The organism is Massilia mucilaginosa, from assembly GCF_011682145.1.
GTDB classification, from domain to species: Bacteria; Pseudomonadota; Gammaproteobacteria; order Burkholderiales; family Burkholderiaceae_D; genus Telluria_A; species Telluria_A mucilaginosa.
On the sequence record NZ_WHJH01000002.1, the window covers coordinates 29,721 to 46,547 of the forward strand.

Sequence of the window (16,827 nt, forward strand, 5' to 3'; positions counted from 1 at the left end):
GCTGCGCCGTCACTCCCGTCGCTACAGGGAGTTAGGCAGGCAAACAGCGGAAAAGTTCACGTCACGTCGTTCCCGCGCCGAGGGCCGCCTTGGCGCGGGAACGACGAGGTTGGTGGACAGAACGATGGGAGGTGTTGTACTAGTAGCGACGCCCCTTACGACAAATTCGGCGCCAGCCAGCGTTCCAGGTTGTCTTTCGGTACATTCCGGCGCTTGGCCATATCGTTCAACTGGTCCTCGCCAATCTTCCCGACCACGAAATACTTCGCTTCCGGATGCGCGAAATAGAAGCCCGATACCGCCGCGCCCGGGAACATGGCGAACGACTCGGTCAATTCCATGCCAATCTCCTGCGCCTGCAGCACCTTGAACATATCGGCTTTCACCGTATGCTCCGGACAGGCCGGATAACCGGGCGCCGGACGAATCCCGGCGTAGCGCTCGCCGATCATTTCTTCATTGCTCAGATTCTCGCCCGCCGCATACCCCCACAAATCGGTGCGCACGCGTTCGTGCATATATTCGGCGAACGCTTCGGCCAGGCGGTCGGCCAGCGACTTGAGCATGATCGAGGAATAATCGTCATGCGCATCTTCAAAGCGTTTTTCGTACTTCTCGATTCCCAGCCCGCTGGTCACCGCGAACATGCCGATATAGTCCTTGAGGCCCGATGCTTTTGGCGCGATAAAATCGGCCAGGCACTGGTTCGGGCGCTGCACGCCATCGACCAGCGGTTTCACGCCCTGCTGGCGCAAACCGTAATACGTGAACGCCACCGTGGCGCGCGTCTCGTCGGTATAGACCTCGATATCGTCGTCGTTAACGCTATTGGCCGGCAGCAGCGCCACCACGCCATTGGCGGTCAGCCAGCGCCCTTCGATAATCTTCTTGAGCAGCGCCTGGCCTTCTTCGAATACTTTCGACGCCGCTTCGCCCACCACCTCGTCGCTCAGGATCGCGGGGAAGGGACCGGCCAGGTCCCAGGTCTGGAAGAACGGACCCCAGTCGATGTATTTGGCCAGGGTGCCCAGGTCGACATTCTTGAATTCGCGCCGCCCGATGAATTTCGGCCGCACCGGCTCGAACGCCAGCGCCATCTTGTTGGCGCGCGCGGCCGCCAGCGACAGGATCGGCAGCGCCTTCTTGCTGGCGTGCTGCTCGCGGATGCGCACATAATCCTGGGCGATGTCGTCGATGTACTGGTCGCGGCTTTCGGGCGTGAGCAGCGACTGCGCCACCGATACCGAACGCGAGGCGTCCGGCACGTACACCACCGGGCCTTCGTAATTGTGGGCGATTTTCACCGCCGTGTGGGCGCGGCTGGTGGTGGCGCCGCCGATCAGCAGCGGAATCTTGAGCATGCGGAAGTGCGGGTCGCGCTGCATTTCCTTGGCCACGTGCGCCATCTCTTCCAGCGACGGGGTGATCAGGCCGGAGAGGCCGATCATGTCGGCGTTTTCGACCTTGGCGCGCGCCAGGATCTCGGAGCAGGGCACCATCACGCCCATGTTCACGACTTCGAAGTTATTGCACTGCAGGACCACCGAGACGATGTTCTTGCCGATGTCGTGCACGTCGCCCTTGACGGTGGCAATCACGATCTTGCCCTTCGGTTTGGCCACGATGCCGGTGCGTTTTTCTTCCAGCAGTTTTTCTTCTTCGATGAAGGGAATCAGGTGCGCCACGGCCTGCTTCATCACGCGCGCCGACTTGACCACCTGCGGCAGGAACATTTTCCCTTGTCCGAACAGGTCGCCGACCACGTTCATGCCGTCCATCAGCGGGCCTTCGATCACGTGGATCGGGCGTCCGCCGTTGTGCAGCAGTTGCTGGCGCGCTTCTTCGGTGTCGTCCACGATCCACTGGGTGATGCCGTGCACCAGCGCGTGCGAGAGGCGCTGCTGCACCGTGCCTTCGCGCCAGGCCAGGGTCTGCACATCCTGCTTGTCGCCGGCCTTGAGCGTGCCGGCGATCTCGATCATGCGCTCGGTGGAATCGATCCGGCGGTTGAGCACCACGTCTTCGACCCGCTCGCGCAGCTCGGGCGCGATGTCGTCGTACACGCCCATCATGCCGGCGTTGACGATCCCCATGGTCATGCCGGCCTTGATCGCGTGGTACAGGAACACGGTGTGGATCGCTTCGCGCGCCGGATCGTTGCCGCGGAAGCTGAACGAGACGTTCGACACGCCGCCCGAAATCTTCGCGTGCGGCAGGTTGTCCTTGATCCAGCGCGTGGCGTTGATGAAGTCGACCGCGTAGTTATTGTGTTCTTCGATGCCGGTGGCGATGGCAAAAATGTTCGGATCAAAAATGATGTCTTCGGGCGGGAAGCCCACCTGTTCGGTCAGCACCTTGTAGGCGCGCGCGCAGATCTCGGTCTTGCGCGCGAAGGTGTCGGCCTGGCCCTGTTCGTCGAAGGCCATCACGATCACGGCGGCGCCGTAGCGGCGGCACAGGCGCGCCTGGCGGATGAATTCTTCTTCGCCTTCCTTCATCGAGATGGAGTTGACGATGGCCTTGCCCTGCACGCATTTCAGGCCCGCTTCGATCACCGACCATTTGGACGAGTCGATCATGATCGGCACGCGCGAAATGTCCGGCTCCGAGGCGATCAGGTTCAAAAAGCGCTCCATGGCCGCCTTGGAGTCGAGCATCGCCTCGTCCATGTTGATGTCGATGACCTGGGCGCCGTTTTCCACCTGCTGGCGCGCCACCGACAGCGCTTCGTCGTACTGCTCATTCAAAATCATGCGCGCGAAGGCCTTGGAGCCGGTCACGTTGGTGCGCTCGCCGACGTTGACGAAAAGAGAGTTCTGGTCGATCGTGAACGGTTCCAGGCCCGACAGGCGCTGCGCCACCGGAATGACTGGCAGCGCGCGCGGCGTGGTGGTGGCCAGCATGTCGGCAATCGCCTTGATGTGGTCGGGCGTGGTGCCGCAGCAGCCGCCGGCGATGTTGATGAAGCCGCTGTCGGCGAATTCGCGCAGCAGCGAGGAGGTGTCGGCCGGCAGTTCGTCGAAACCGGTGTCGCTCATCGGGTTGGGCAGGCCGGCGTTCGGGTAGATGCAGACGAAGGTGTCGGCAATTTGCGACAGTTCTTCGGCGTAGGGACGCATCAGGGCCGCGCCGAGCGCGCAATTCAGGCCAATCGTGAGCGGCTTGGCGTGGCGTACCGAGTTCCAGAAGGCGGGCACGGTCTGGCCCGACAGGATCCGTCCCGAGGCGTCGGTCACGGTCCCGGAAATCATGATCGGCAGGCGTTCGATGGCCGGGTTTTCGTCGAAATACAGGTCGATCGCGAACAGCGCGGCCTTGCAATTCAAGGTGTCGAAGATGGTTTCGACCAGCAGCACGTCGGAGCCGCCTGCGACCAGGCCGCCCACCTGCTGGTGGTAGGCGGCGACCAGCTGGTCGAAGGTGACGTTGCGCGCGGCCGGGTCGTTGACGTCGGGCGAGATCGAGGCGGTCTTCGGGGTCGGCCCGAGCGCGCCGGCCACGAAGCGCGGCTTGTCCGGGGTGCTGTACTTGTCGCAGGCGGCGCGCGCCAGTCTGGCGGCGGCCACGTTCATCTCGTAGGCCAGGTGGCCCATGTGATAGTCGTCCTGGGCGATGGTGGTGGCGCCGAAGGTGTTCGTTTCGATCAGGTCGGCGCCGGCCGCGAGGTAGCGCTCGTGGATTTCCTGGATGATGTGGGGCTGGGTCAGGGTCAGCAATTCATTGTTGCCCTTGACGAAAAGCTCGCGCGCGCCGCTCCCGGCCGGAGCCGCAAAATCGGCGAACCTGCCGTCCGGGCCACCCCGGTAGGCTGCCTCGTCCAGTTTGTACTGCTGGATGATGGTGCCCATCGCGCCATCGAGAATCATGATCCGGCGCGACAGGATGGCGCGCAGCCGGGTTTCAGTCGTGGACATGGCGGGATGGGCGGTAGTCATGATTGTGCTTTCAAAAGGCGGGTCGGAACCGGTGTGGACCGGGTCTAAAATTATACGTCATCGTGCCCGTTTGGTTTCCCGGAGGGCAATTGATGAGTTCGCTTTGTATCGTTTTGTATTTAAATAGTGACTTGATACAAGACGATACAAAACGCGATGTGTCTGCAATCTTTGCGTTACATGCGAAGACGACAATCGCTTCGATGACGCCGCAGTGCGTCTTTACGGGGAACACATACATGAACGATGATTTTCAAACCAGCTGGTCCGAGCCAGCATCCATGCAGCAAGGTGACGCCAGCACCGTGCAGCGCCCACCAGTTGCCGCACCGCTCAAGCAGATCGTGACGATCCGCCTTGATGTCGACATGCTGAAATGGTTCAAGTCCGCAGGTCCGGGTTACCAGACCCGCATCAACCAGATCCTGCGTGAACACATGGAAGCTCAGCAAGCTGAGCGCGACGCAGCTCAGCAGTAAGCTGGTGGGAAGGCTCAGTCGAGGCTGAGTCCGTCCAAAGGGAATCCCTTAAGAAACTCGGCCGCAGGCAAGCGCTTGCCGCCGGGTTTTTGCAGTTCCGTCAGGCGCAAAGTGCCTTGTTTACAGGCGACGATGATGCCGTGCTGGGCGTCCGCTGCCAGTACCTGTCCCGGTGGCGCATCGCTGCCCGCTTCCAGCGCGTCGGCGCCCCAGATCTTGATGACTACCCCGTTGAGCTCGGCGTGCGCGCCGGGGAAGGGGTTGAAGGCGCGGATCTTGCGGCCCAGTTCGTTTGATGACAGGGAAAAATCGAGCGCCGCTTCTTCCTTGCCGATCTTGGCGGCGTAGGTCACGCCCTCGTCCGGCTGCGGCACCGGGTGCAGGGTGCCGGCGGCGCGCGCGTGCAGGGCGTCGACGATCATGCGCGCGCCCAGCGCGGCCAGGGTGTCGTGCAGGGTGGCGGTGGTGTCGGTCGGCAAGATCGGCACCCGTTCCATCAGCAGCATGGGGCCGGTGTCGAGGCCTTCTTCCATGTCCATGATGGTCACGCCGGTCTCCAGGTCGCCCGTTTCGATGGCGCGGTGGATCGGCGCGGCGCCGCGCCAGCGCGGCAGCAGGGAACCGTGGATGTTGATGCAGGGCTTGATGTCGAGCGTGCTGCGCGGGAGAATCAATCCGTAGGCGGCGACCACCATCACGTCGTAATCGGTGGCCAGCAGGCGCGCGTGGGCGCTAGCGGCCTGGGCGGCGCGTTCGGGATCCTTGCTGTCGAGGCGCAGGGAGAGCGGTTGCAGCACCTCGATGCCGTGCGCCAGGGCGTATTGCTTGACGCTTGATGCGTGCAATTGCAGGCCGCGCCCGGCGGGGCGGTCGGGCTGGGTCAGGACCAGCGGAATCTCGAAGCCGGCCTCATGGAGGGCCTGGAGGGCGACGGCGGCGAACTCCGGCGTGCCGGCGAAGATGATTTTCATGGGATTCCTGGGTTAAACAGTTCAAAGTACAAACGGACTGGCCGCCATCAGCGCCAGATAAAACAGTAGCGCCAAAACCGGCGGCAGCGCTAAAACCGGCGGCAGCGCTAAAACCCACAGCAGCGCTAAAACCCGCAGCAGCGCCAAAAAACGATCGCAACGCTAAAAACCGTCGTTCCCGCCTGCGCGGGAACGACGGTTTTGCGGTTTTGAAGAGAACGGCGACGGCTGGCCGCCCGCGGCTGGCCGCCCGCGTTAATGCCGGCGACCCGCCGCCCGCAATGCCGCTTCGCGTTCGATTCCGCGCTCTTCCTTGAGCATCTTGGCCTTGATCCGGTTGCGCTTGAGCGGTGACAGGTATTCCACGAACACCTTGCCCATCAAATGGTCCATTTCGTGCTGGATGCAGACCGCCATCAAGCCGTCTGCGCTCAATTCGAACGGCTTGCCGCTGGCGTCGAGCGCGCTGACCTTGATCTGCGCGGGACGCTCCACGCCGTCGTAAATGCCCGGCACCGACAGGCAGCCTTCATCGTAGACTTGCTTTTCAGCACTGGCCCAGACGATGGTGGGATTGATGAACACGCGCAGATCGTCCTTGGTCTCGGACGTATCGACAATGATCAGTTGCTCGTGCACGTCGACCTGGCTCGCGGCCAGGCCCACGCCGGGCGCGTCGTACATGGTCTCGGCCATGTCGGCCACCAGTTTGTTGATGCGCTCGCCGAATTCGGTGACCGGCTTGGCCACCTTGTGCAGGCGTGCGTCCGGGTAGCGGAGAATATTCAGTATTGCCATAGGTCTAGTAATTTCGATAACAATTCGGTGATAATTTCAAGTGCTCATACGCATAAGAATTCTAAAACACAACAAAAACACAACAGACCCGCAACCGGGTTGAGCATGGTTTTTCTTGCTAGTTCAAGGATTTATGTGCAGAATTTGATCCAGTTCGGCAAGCCTTATCATCGATATCGTCGATAGGGTAGCGTTAAATCGCGCTGTCTCTTGCGCTGTGGCTGGCAAGGTGACGTGTCCAGCTAGCAATTCCGTGTTAATGCCGCACTTTACGGACATCTCAATGAAAAATTTTAGCACAGTCGGCGTCCGCGTAGCGGTTGTGGCGCTTTTTGCGGGACTGCTCGCAGCCCCGACCCAAGCGGCCACCTGCGAATTCCGGCCCAATGCCCCTGACCAGCATGTGGTGGTCAAGGGCGATACCTTGTGGGACATTTCCGGCAAGTTCCTGCAGCATCCATGGTGCTGGCCCCAGGTGTGGGGTTTGAACAAGGCGGAAATCCGCAATCCGCACTGGATTTATCCGGGCCAGATCGTTTACTTCGACCGCAAGAACAACCGCTTGTCGCTGTCCCGTCCGGGTAGCGGCGATGGCTCGGGCAGCGCCAATGGCGTACTGCGCCTGTCGCCCCAGATTCGTACCGAAGGCCTGGGCAAGGATGCGATCCAGGCCATCCCGGCCGGCGTGATCGAGCCCTTCCTGTCGCAGCCGCTGATCGTCGAAGAAAACGAGCTGCAGGGCTCGCCGCGCATCGCCGCGGCCCAGGATGGCCACGTCTACCTCGGCCAGGACGACAAGATTTATGTGCGCGGCGACCTCAAGGGCGGCAGCTCGTTCCAGGTCTTCCGTCCGGGCACCCCGCTCAAGGATCCGGAAACCGGCAAGCTGCTCGCCTATGAAGCGGTGTACCTGGGCACGGCCAAGCTGTTCGCCGAAGCCAAGCCGGGCGTCGATGTGCACACCTTCATGGTGGCCAGCTCCAAGCAGGAAATCGGCGTGGGCGACCTGTTGATTCCGGCACCGCCGACCGTCATGCGCAACTACATGCCGCACCCGCCGGATCAAATGGTCGACGCGCGCATCCTGGGCATCTACTCGGGCGTGACCCATGCCGGCCAGAACCAGGTGGTCAGCATTAATCGCGGCAAGGTTGACGGAATCGATGTCGGCACCGTGCTCCAGTTGTACACTCTGGGCAGAACGGTGCCCGATCCGGGCGCGCCGAAAAAAGGCGTCCTGGGCACCGAGAAAACGATGATCAAGTTGCCTGACGAGCAGTCCGGCACCCTGTTCATTTTCCGTGTGTTCAACCGGGTGTCGTACGGCTTGATCATGCAGGTAACCGAGCCGGTCAAAATCGGCGACGTGGCCAGATCACCGGAGTAAAACCGCCGTGCAAGACACGGACCCCGCCAACCCCATCAGCCAGGCCGAGCGCCTGGCTGCCTGGGTACGCCTGGAGCAGACGCCCGGCGTGGGGGCCGTGACGGCGCAGCGCCTGCTTGAGCGCTTTGCCACCCCGCAATCCATCTTTAGCGCTTCCTACCTGGCCTTGCGCCAGATTGTTTCCGACAGCGTCGCCTGCGCCTTGTGCGAGCCGATGCCGGACGCCTGCGCGGCCTACCTCGACATTGTGCGCGACTGGCTGGCCGACCCGCATCACCAGCTCCTTACCCTTGACGACCCCGCGTTTCCGCCGTTGCTGCGCGAGCTGGCCCTGCCGCCGCTGCTGTTGTACGCCTGCGGCCGGGTCGAGCTGCTGTCGGCGCCGGCCGTGGCCATCGTCGGCAGCCGCAATGCGACCGGGCAGGGCGCGGCCAATGCGCGCGCCTTCGCCAGCGCGCTGAGCGCGGCCGGGCTGACCATTGTCTCCGGCCTGGCGCTCGGCATCGATGCCGCCGCCCATGAGGGCGGCTTGCGCGGCCCGGGCTCGACCGTGGCCGTGACCGGCACCGGTGCCGACCGCATCTATCCGCGCCGCAACGAAGCGCTGGCCCGGCGCATCGCCGACGAAGGCTGCATCGTCAGTGAGTACCCACTCGGCACGGGACCGACGCCAGGCAACTTCCCGCGCCGCAACCGCTTGATCAGCGGCATGTGCTGCGCCGTGCTGGTGGTGGAGGCGGCGGCCGGCTCCGGCTCGCTGATCACCGCCAGGCAGGCGCTCGAACAGGGCCGCGATGTGTTCGCCATTCCCGGCTCGATCCACGCGCCGCTCTCAAAAGGCTGCCACAGCCTCATCCGCGAAGGCGCCACCCTGGTCGACTGCGTCGACGACATCCTGGTTCCGCTGCGCGTGGCGCCGCTGGCGACCCTGGCGCGCCAGCCCGACCCCACCGCCTCCCTGAGCGCGGCCCAGCGCGCGCTGCTCGACGCGCTCGGCTTCGAGCCGGTCGGCGCCGATGCGCTCGGCCTACTTGCCGGCAGGGAGGCGGGCGCGCTGGCCGCCCAGTTGCTCAGCCTGGAACTTGCCGGTCATCTCGAACGGTTGCCGGGGGGATTGTTCCAGCGCGTGCAGCGCTAGAAAACCGGGCCGGCGCCGCGCAAACGGTGCGCGGACGGGACTTGTGTCTTAGCGAGCTTAACTGATAGAGTAGAGCCATGTTCGATATCCTGGTCTACCTTTACGAGACGTACTACCGCCCCGATGCCTGCCCCGAGCCGGCCGCGTTGGCGCGTAAACTGTCCGCTGTCGGTTTCGACGATGTCGAAATTTCGGAAGCGCTCGTGTGGCTGACCGACCTGACCGAAATGGCGGGCGACGAAACGGCCCTGGCGTTCACCTCGAGCGGCACGCGTTTTTACGTGCAGCGCGAATACGACGCCCTGGGCAGTTCCGCGGTCGGCTTCATCCAGTTCCTCGAAAGCGCGGGCGTGCTCAGCCCCGCGCAGCGCGAAATCGTGATCGAACGCGCGCTGGCGCTGGAAGAGTCGCCGGTGGGCCTGGGCAAGCTCAAGATCATCGTGCTGATGCTGCTGTGGAGCCAGGGCAAGGAACCGGACGCGCTGATGTTCGACGACCTGTTCGGCTCCGACGACGAGCAGGCCCCGCGCTTGCTGCATTGAGTCCGGCCGGCGCCGCGCGCGCCTCGTTTCCCTTCCACGCAACGCTTTTCCCCCGCTGCCGGCACGATTGTGGCCTTCGGCATGCAGTGGCTACTTGCGGATTTCCCGACAACCCGCTTATCATTGGCCGCTCTATCGGGTTGTTACAATTTCGATATCGGGTTGGCAAAATGCCGCCTGCTGCGGCCAAGCATGTATGATGCGCGGGCCGAACCACTTAATATAGTACGACGAGAAAACCTATGACCAAAACCCTCATCATCGCCGAGAAGCCCTCCGTCGCGAACGATATCGCCAAGACGCTGGGCGGCTTCACCAAGCACGATGAGTACTTCGAATCGGACGAGTATGTCCTGTCGTCGGCCGTCGGCCACCTGCTGGAAATCGCGGTGCCGGAAGAGCACGACGTCAAGCGCGGCAAGTGGAGCTTTGCCCACCTGCCCATGATTCCGCCGTATTTCGCGCTCAACCCGATCGCCAAGACCGAGGCCCGCCTCAAGGTCTTGAACAAGCTGATCAAGCGCAAGGATGTCACCCAGCTCATCAACGCATGCGATGCCGGGCGCGAAGGCGAGCTGATTTTCCGCCTGATCGCGCAGAACGCCAAGGCCAAGCAGCCGATCAAGCGCCTGTGGCTGCAATCGATGACGCCGGGCGCGATCCGCGACGGCTTCACGCAATTGCGCAGCGACGAAGAAATGCTGCCGCTGGCCGACGCCGCGCGCTGCCGTTCCGAAGCGGACTGGCTGATCGGCATCAACGGCACCCGCGCCATGACCGCCTTCAACTCGAAGGAAGGCGGCTTCTACCTGACCACCGTGGGCCGCGTGCAAACGCCGACCCTGTCGATCGTGGTCGAGCGCGAAGACAAGATCAAGAAATTCATCTCGCGCGATTACTGGGAAGTGCGCGCCGAGTTCGTGTGCGCCGCCGGCGTGTACGAAGGGCGCTGGCTCGACCAGGCCTTCAAGAAGGACGAGAACGACCCCGAGAAGCGCTCGGAGCGCCTGTGGAGCAAGGCTGCGGCCGACAGCATCGCCATGGCCTGCAAGGGCCGCCAGGGCAATGTGACGGAAGAATCGAAGCCGACCACCTCGATGGCGCCGGCCCTGTTCGACCTGACCAGCCTGCAGCGCGAAGCCAACGGCCGGTTCGGCTTTTCGGCCAAGAACACGCTCGGTCTTGCCCAGGCGCTGTACGAAAAGCACAAGGTCTTGACCTACCCGCGTACCGATTCGCGCCATTTGCCGGAAGACTACATCAACACCGTCAAGGACACCATGGTGAGCCTGGCGGAGAACAATAACTACCACCAGTTCGCCAAGCAGATCACCGACAAGGGCTGGGTCAAGCCGAACAAGCGCATTTTCGACAACACCAAGATCTCGGATCACTTCGCGATCATCCCGACCACCCTGGCGCCGAAGAACCTGTCGGAGCCGGAACAGAAACTGTACGACCTGGTCACGCGCCGCTTCATGGCGGTATTCTTCCCGCCTGCGGAATTCCAGGTCACCACCCGCTTTACCGAAGTGTCCGGCCACCAGTTCAAGACGGAAGGCAAGGTCATGACCAATCCGGGCTGGCTGGCGATCTACGGCAAGGAAGCCTCGACCGACAGCGACAAGGACGACAACACCGGCGGCAACCTGGTTCCCGTCGCCAAGGGTGAAAAAGTGCAGACCGAAAAAGTCAGCCCGAACGCCCTGGTCACCAAGCCGCCCGCGCGCTATTCGGAAGCGACCTTGCTCTCCGCCATGGAAGGCGCCGGCAAGCTGATCGACGACGACGAACTGCGCGACGCCATGGCCGGCAAGGGCCTGGGCACGCCAGCGACGCGCGCGGCCATCATCGAAGGCTTGCTGGGCGAGCGCTACCTGTTGCGCGAAGGGCGCGAACTGATTCCGACCGCCAAGGCATCCCAGCTGATGACCTTGCTGCGCGGCCTCGGCGTGAACGAACTGACCGCGCCGGAACTGACCGGCGAATGGGAATACAAGCTGTCGCAAATGGAGAAGGGCAAGATTTCGCGTGACGAGTTCATGCGTGAAATTGCCCAGATGACGCAAATCATCGTCAAGCGCGCCAAGGAATACAACAACGACACGATTCCGGGCGACTACGCGACCCTGCACACGCCCTGCCCGAACTGCGGCGGCGTGGTCAAGGAAAACTACCGTCGTTTCGCCTGCACCAAGTGCGAATTCAACATGAGCAAGACGCCTGGCAGCCGCCAGTTCGAGATTGCCGAAGTTGAAGAGTTGCTGGAGAAGCGCACGATCGGCCCGATGCAGGGTTTCCGCTCGAAAATGGGGCGTCCATTTGCCGCGATTTTGCGCATCGTGCGCGATGAAGACATCAAGAATTGCAAGCTCGAGTTCGATTTCGGCCAGAACGACGAAGGCGGCGAAGATGGCGAGGGTGTCGACTTCACCGGCCAGAGCGCGCTCGGACCGTGCCCGAAATGCGCCGGCGGCGTGTTCGAGATGGGCCTGGCGTATGTGTGCGAGCACAGCGTGGCCAAGCCGAAGACCTGCGATTTCCGCAGCGGCCGCATCATCTTGCAGCAGGAAATCCTGCCTGAGCAAATGGTCAAGCTGCTCAACGACGGCAAGACCGACCTGATGCCGGGTTTTGTATCGCAGCGCACGCGCCGTCCGTTCAAGGCGTTCCTGGTCAAGGGCAAGGATGGCAAGATCAGCTTCGAGTTCGAAGAGCGCAAGGCCAAAGCGCCGGCCAAGGGCAAGGCGGCGGCGGTAGCCGATCCGGAAGGCGGCGACGAGGCGGCGCCAAGCACGGCGAAGAAAGCCGCGCCGGCCAAGAAAGCGGCGGCTAAAAAAGCGCCTGCTAAAAAGGCTGCCGCCAAAAAACCGGCAGCGAAGAAAGCCGCCGTCAAGAAAGCTGTCGCGGAAGAATAATCCGCCGCACCCCGCGCGGTGCCAGGTCTGACATTCGGACACGGGCCCGGCTGTAGAAATCGCGATTGCGGTTTCTACAGCCGGGCCCGTTTTCTTTTGTTGAGCCAGATACCGCGTCGCAAAGGTAGCGCGTCAGACAGAGGTGAGGTGGTCACAAATTGTGACCACCTCAAATGGATCGTATGCACGGCTAGAAAAGGCGGCATCAAATGCAACCATGTTGCATTATCTAATGATGCTGGTATATCATTATCGCAGCAGCCATTGTCATCCCCGTATCCTGGAGTATCCACTTTGCATTTCCGACGTTGTTTTCCGCAGCCGCCCGCGCTGCCATTGCCTCTGCTCACCCGTGCCGTTTTGCTTGGCTGTGCCGCCGGCGGCAGCGCCTTCGCCGCCGCCGACCTGCCTGCACCGGCCGGAGAAACCCAAGTCGTCGAAATCCGGGCCAGCAAGGACGACGAGCGCAGCGCCGCAGGCACCAGCGCGCGCGCCTTGCCTGGCACCGTCACCACGATCACCGCGGAAGATCTGGCCACGCTCAATCTGGGGCGCGACATCTCCAACATTTTCCGGCGCGTGCCTGGCGTGGTCGCCAATAACATCGACCAGGGCGATACCGGCAACGGCTTTCGCATGCGCGGCTTCGCCACCCAGGGCACGCACGGCGCCGATACCGCCATCAGCATCGACGGCGTGCCGCAGAATATCCCGTCGAGCCAGGGCGGCGCCGGCCACGGACCGGCCTTCCTCGAATGGATGACCGCCGACATGATCGACGCCATCGACGTCGTCAAAGGCCCGGTGTCGGCCCTGTACGGTGACCAGAACCGCGCCGGCTCGGTGATCATCACCACCCGCGAGGGCGGCGCCGCCACGCCATCGAGCGCCGCGCTCACGCTCGAAAGCCACGGCGGGCGGCGCGGCTCGCTGACTCTCTCCAGCGAGTACGGGAACGTCCGTTCGCTGCTGGTGGCCGACCGTTACCGCAGCGACGGCTTCCGTCACGGCGGCGGCAACGACCGCGAAAACCTGTTCTGGAAGCTCTCGACGACCATCGGCGACGGCATCTACAGCCTGCGCGCCAGCTACTACCGTTCGGACTACGCGGGCGCCGGCTACCTGTCGCTGCCGGCCATGCAGGCCGGGCTCGATCCGCATTCGGTGCAGTACAACTTGCCCGGCTTCGGCGACGCCCACCGCACCTCGCTGGTGTTCAACCGCGCCCCCGCACGCGGGCAAGCCGGCTGGTTCGCCACGCTGTATGCGGAAGACTTCGAACGCAGCCGCGCCATCACCACCAGCACCACCCAGCACACCTTCGGCTACGACGAGCGCACCATCGGCGGAGCGCGCGCCGGCAATACCTGGGTCATCGGCGAGAGCGCCGTGCTGACCGTCGGCGCAGACACGCGCAAGGACCGGGGCGACGCGCTGCGCCGCCAGTACCACCTGCGCCAGCCGACCGCGAACTACGTCAACAACCAGCATCTCGACCTGCTTGCCTACGGCGCGTTCGTGCAGGGCCAGTACCGCGTCCTGCCGACGCTCAAGCTGCATGCCGGCGCGCGCTACGACCGCTTCGACTACGAGATCGCAAACCGCAAGCTGCCGGCCGCATCGACCGCCTACCGGGGCTCGGTGGTCACGCCGAAATACGGCGCCATCTGGACCGTGCTCCCCGATCTGGAATTGTTCGCCAACGTCGCGCAGGGCTTGCGCTCGCCCGCCGCGGAACAGATCAGTTCGAGCGGCAGCCTTGGCCCGCTTGGCGCCAAAAGCGGCAGGATCAACCCGGACATCGATCCGAGCAAGGTGCGCTCGCACGATGCCGGCTTCAATGCCAGGGTGGCGGGCGGCTGGCGCATCTCTGGCGCCCTGTACGCGATCGAGAACGACGACGAAATCGTCAATAGCGCGCCCGACGTTTTCGTTTCGTCGGGGCGGACCACGCGCAGGGGCCTTGAGATGGACGTGCGCTACCAGCCGACCAGTACGTTCAGCGCTTACCTGAGTTACGGCCGCATCCTGCGGGCGCGGCTCGACAACCCGGCCCCCGGCGCAGGCGCGCTGCTGTCGGTGCCGGCGCATACCTGGAAGGCGGGCGCGCAGCACCGCAGCGCGGCCGGAGCGGGCAAGCTGGCCGTTAACGGCGACGTGTACGTCAGCGCGCGCAATCCGTACTACACCGGCACGCCGCCGGTGCAGCGCGACATGCCGACCTTCGTGCGCTACGACCTCAAGGCCACCTACGATATCGGCAAGTTCCAGGGCGCGTTGTCCGCCACCCTGCAGCCGCACCAATTCGCCAGCGACATCGCCTACGGCACTGCCGCCGGCCTGGTGGTGTCGACCGTGCCGCGCGCGCAGGGCGGGGCGTCGCTGCGCTACTTCTTCTGATTATCCGCGTCAGCCATTCCCTTCAACAAAGCCGCATGAAACGCGTCCGGGTCCTGCATCTGCGGCGCGTGACCGAGCTTCGGGAATGACATCAGGGTCGCTTTGGGAATGTTTTGCGCGGCCTGCTTCATCAGCATCGGGTAGTTCCCGAGCCTGGGGCGCAGTTCCGGCGGGGCCAGGTCCTTGCCGATGGCGGTATTGTCCTTCTCGCCGATCAGCAGCAGGGCCGGCATTTTCAGCAGCGGAAATTCATACACGACCGGCTGCGTGTAGATCATGTCGTATAGCAGCGCCGAATTCCACGCCACGATCTGCTTGCCCGGACCGCGGTTCATCCCGGCCAGCATCTGCACCCATTTCTGGTACTCGGGTTTCCATTGATTGACGTAGTAGGTCGATTTTTCGTACTCGCGGATGCGCTCGGCCGTGGTCTTCAATTCGCGCTCGTACCAAGCGTCGACGTCGATCGACGGCACGCCAGCCGCCTTCCAGTTTTCCAGCCCGATCGGATTGACCAGCACCAGCTGCGTCGTCTGCTCCGGGTACATCAGGCCATAGCGCACCGCCAGCATGCCGCCGGTGGAGTGCCCGATGACGGCCGCCTGGCGCACGCCCAGCGATTCGAGCAGCGCACGCGTATTGGCAGCCAGTTGCTGGAAGGTGTACTGGTAATGCGCCGGTTTGCTGGACTTGCAAAAGCCCACCTGGTCGGGCACCACTACCCGGTAGCCGGCATCGGCCAGCACCTTGATGGTCGATTCCCAGGTGGCGCCGCAAAAATTCTTCCCATGCAGCAGGACTGCCGTGTTCCCGTTCGGCGTGGCCGGTTTCACGTCCATGTAGGCCATGTGCAGCTTGGCTTTTTGCGAGGTGAACGCGAATTTCCGGACTGGCTCCGGATAGCTGAAGCCTTCGAGTTCGGGGCCGTAGCTTGGCTCGTCGGCGGCGTGCGCGCCGGGCAGCGGTGCGAAGAGGGCGGTCGCGCACAGCAGGCGCGACATACTGAAACGGGCAGGCATCGGAAGACTTCCTTGGCGAGTGGCGGAGTGGCGAGTCTAGCCTGGAACGCCATCGGGCGTCGTCGCGCTGTTTCAGGACGGCTCAGGGAGATTCGCCCGAAAAGGACTGGCGCTCGCGCAGCGTCTCCAGTTCGCGCGCCAGGTTGTCGCGGGCGCGCTCGTTGTACAGGTCCGCGAAATACGCATCCGGATACAGCGTGCCCGCGTTGGCCTGCGCGTGGAAATGGACCAGGATGCGTTCGCGGCCGGCCAGGTAATCGGCCTCCTCGACATGCAGGTACTCGGCCCGTACCGCGCGCGCGTAGCCATCGTATACATCGGCCGCCTGGCCCAGGATCGCCAGGTCCACGCCCTGCATCACATCTTGCAGCGCATGGCGCGATGCCACCGGCGCCAGGTGCTCGGTGGCGCGGATCAGGCCCGCCACCTCGGCGGCCACCGCGCTACCGTCGAGGTTTGAGCCGAGCCACAGCTGCGCGCTCTGCTCTTCGTTCGATCCGCTGCCGCTGCCGCCACCATACACCGCATCGTGGAACCAGAATGCCTTTTTCAGCACCGCCATCTGCGCCGCGCTGGCGCCGGCATTGGCCGCCCACACCGTGATCTCGGTCAGCCCGTGCACCAGGTGATCGAGGTTGTGATACGGCCGCGCGCCCGAGCCGTAGGCGCTCTCGCCGGTCAGGCGCGCGAACCAGGCGGCGGCGTTGGCATCGTCCGCCGGCCACAGGCTGTCCCAGTCCTTGCGCAGCCAGTCGAGGATCCAGGCCGCGTAGGCCGGCGCCGGCATGAACTGGCGCGTGGTCCAGTGCCAGCCCACCGGTCCCTGCAAGCCGCGCACGAAACTCGAACTGACCGAGCCGAGGTCGCGCGGCGGCATCACGAACAGCGTTTTGGCGCCGTGCAGCACATCGACGTTGGCTTGCTGGATCAGGTTTTCGTAATCGAAGTCGGAGGTGTTGCGGATGCCGCGAATCAGGAAGTCGATGCCCAGCCGCTTGGCCGCGCGCGCCGTGTAGTCGCCGCGTACCAGCACCACGCTGACATTGGTCCACCCCTGCGCGGCCACGCTGCGTTCGACGATCTCCTTGCGCGAAGCGGCGTGGAACTGCGGTTTCTTGAACGGGTTTTCAGAGATCAGCACAACGACTTCGTCGGCCAGTTCGCGCGCTTCGCCGATCACCCACAGGTGGCCATTGGTGATCGGGTCGAGCGTGCCGGAGAATGCGATTTTTTTCAAGGT

12 protein-coding genes are annotated in these 16,827 nt (G+C 63.6%); 6 read left to right on the top strand and 6 right to left on the bottom strand.

The annotated features are described in order from the left end of the window. Positions 1 to 155: 155 nt before the first annotated feature. Positions 156 to 3,914 (bottom strand): methionine synthase, encoded by a 3,759-nt coding sequence (metH, locus tag F2P45_RS02570; protein ID WP_166870685.1) that lies wholly within the window; start codon positions 3,912 to 3,914, stop codon positions 156 to 158. A gap of 260 nt (positions 3,915 to 4,174) precedes the next feature. Between metH and F2P45_RS02575 the strand changes: the two genes are divergently transcribed. Next, positions 4,175 to 4,414 carry a BrnA antitoxin family protein gene (locus tag F2P45_RS02575; RefSeq protein ID WP_166870258.1) on the top strand — a complete coding sequence of 80 codons (240 nt, stop codon included), beginning with the start codon at positions 4,175 to 4,177 and terminating at the stop codon, positions 4,412 to 4,414. 14 nt (positions 4,415 to 4,428) lie between these two features. Here F2P45_RS02575 and fmt read toward each other — a convergent pair whose 3' ends face one another. The 3 genes from fmt to def form a co-directional block, all read right to left on the bottom strand. After that, positions 4,429 to 5,385 (bottom strand): methionyl-tRNA formyltransferase, encoded by a 957-nt coding sequence (fmt, locus tag F2P45_RS02580; protein WP_166870260.1) that lies wholly within the window; start codon positions 5,383 to 5,385, stop codon positions 4,429 to 4,431. Positions 5,386 to 5,406: 21 nt separating this feature from the next. Next, a complete protein-coding gene (locus F2P45_RS36710; RefSeq protein WP_267877330.1) occupies positions 5,407 to 5,532 on the bottom strand; it encodes a hypothetical protein in 126 nt (41 codons plus the stop codon). Positions 5,533 to 5,640: 108 nt separating this feature from the next. After that, positions 5,641 to 6,183, bottom strand: coding sequence for a peptide deformylase (gene def / locus F2P45_RS02585; protein WP_166870262.1), 543 nt, complete (start codon positions 6,181 to 6,183; stop codon positions 5,641 to 5,643). 283 nt (positions 6,184 to 6,466) lie between these two features. On the opposite strand from def, the gene F2P45_RS02590 reads away from it, so the two are divergent. The 5 genes from F2P45_RS02590 to F2P45_RS02610 all read left to right on the top strand — a co-directional run bounded on the left by F2P45_RS02590 (position 6,467) and on the right by F2P45_RS02610 (position 14,568). After that, a complete protein-coding gene (locus F2P45_RS02590; protein ID WP_166870264.1) occupies positions 6,467 to 7,570 on the top strand; it encodes a LysM peptidoglycan-binding domain-containing protein in 1,104 nt (367 codons plus the stop codon). Between the two features lie 7 nt (positions 7,571 to 7,577). After that, positions 7,578 to 8,708, top strand: a complete 1,131-nt coding sequence (gene dprA, locus F2P45_RS02595; RefSeq protein ID WP_166870266.1) for a DNA-processing protein DprA — start codon at positions 7,578 to 7,580, stop codon at positions 8,706 to 8,708. A gap of 77 nt (positions 8,709 to 8,785) precedes the next feature. Then, positions 8,786 to 9,250 (top strand): Smg family protein, encoded by a 465-nt coding sequence (locus tag F2P45_RS02600; RefSeq protein WP_166870268.1) that lies wholly within the window; start codon positions 8,786 to 8,788, stop codon positions 9,248 to 9,250. 242 nt (positions 9,251 to 9,492) lie between these two features. Continuing rightward, the gene (locus F2P45_RS02605) at positions 9,493 to 12,168 is read left to right on the top strand and encodes a DNA topoisomerase III (RefSeq protein ID WP_166870270.1); all 2,676 of its coding nucleotides are present in this window, start codon (positions 9,493 to 9,495) and stop codon (positions 12,166 to 12,168) included. A 336-nt stretch (positions 12,169 to 12,504) separates the two neighbouring features. Beyond that, a complete protein-coding gene (locus F2P45_RS02610) occupies positions 12,505 to 14,568 on the top strand; it encodes a TonB-dependent receptor (protein ID WP_229504895.1) in 2,064 nt (687 codons plus the stop codon). Here the strand turns inward: F2P45_RS02610 and F2P45_RS02615 are convergent. After that, on the bottom strand, positions 14,556 to 15,587 hold the full coding sequence (locus tag F2P45_RS02615) for an alpha/beta fold hydrolase (RefSeq protein WP_166870274.1): 1,032 nt from the start codon (positions 15,585 to 15,587) through the stop codon (positions 14,556 to 14,558). The genes F2P45_RS02610 and F2P45_RS02615 overlap by 13 nt on opposite strands. Positions 15,588 to 15,669: 82 nt before the next feature. Then, positions 15,670 to 16,824 carry a pantetheine-phosphate adenylyltransferase gene (coaD, locus tag F2P45_RS02620; protein WP_166870276.1) on the bottom strand — a complete coding sequence of 385 codons (1,155 nt, stop codon included), beginning with the start codon at positions 16,822 to 16,824 and terminating at the stop codon, positions 15,670 to 15,672. Positions 16,825 to 16,827 lie beyond the last annotated feature (3 nt).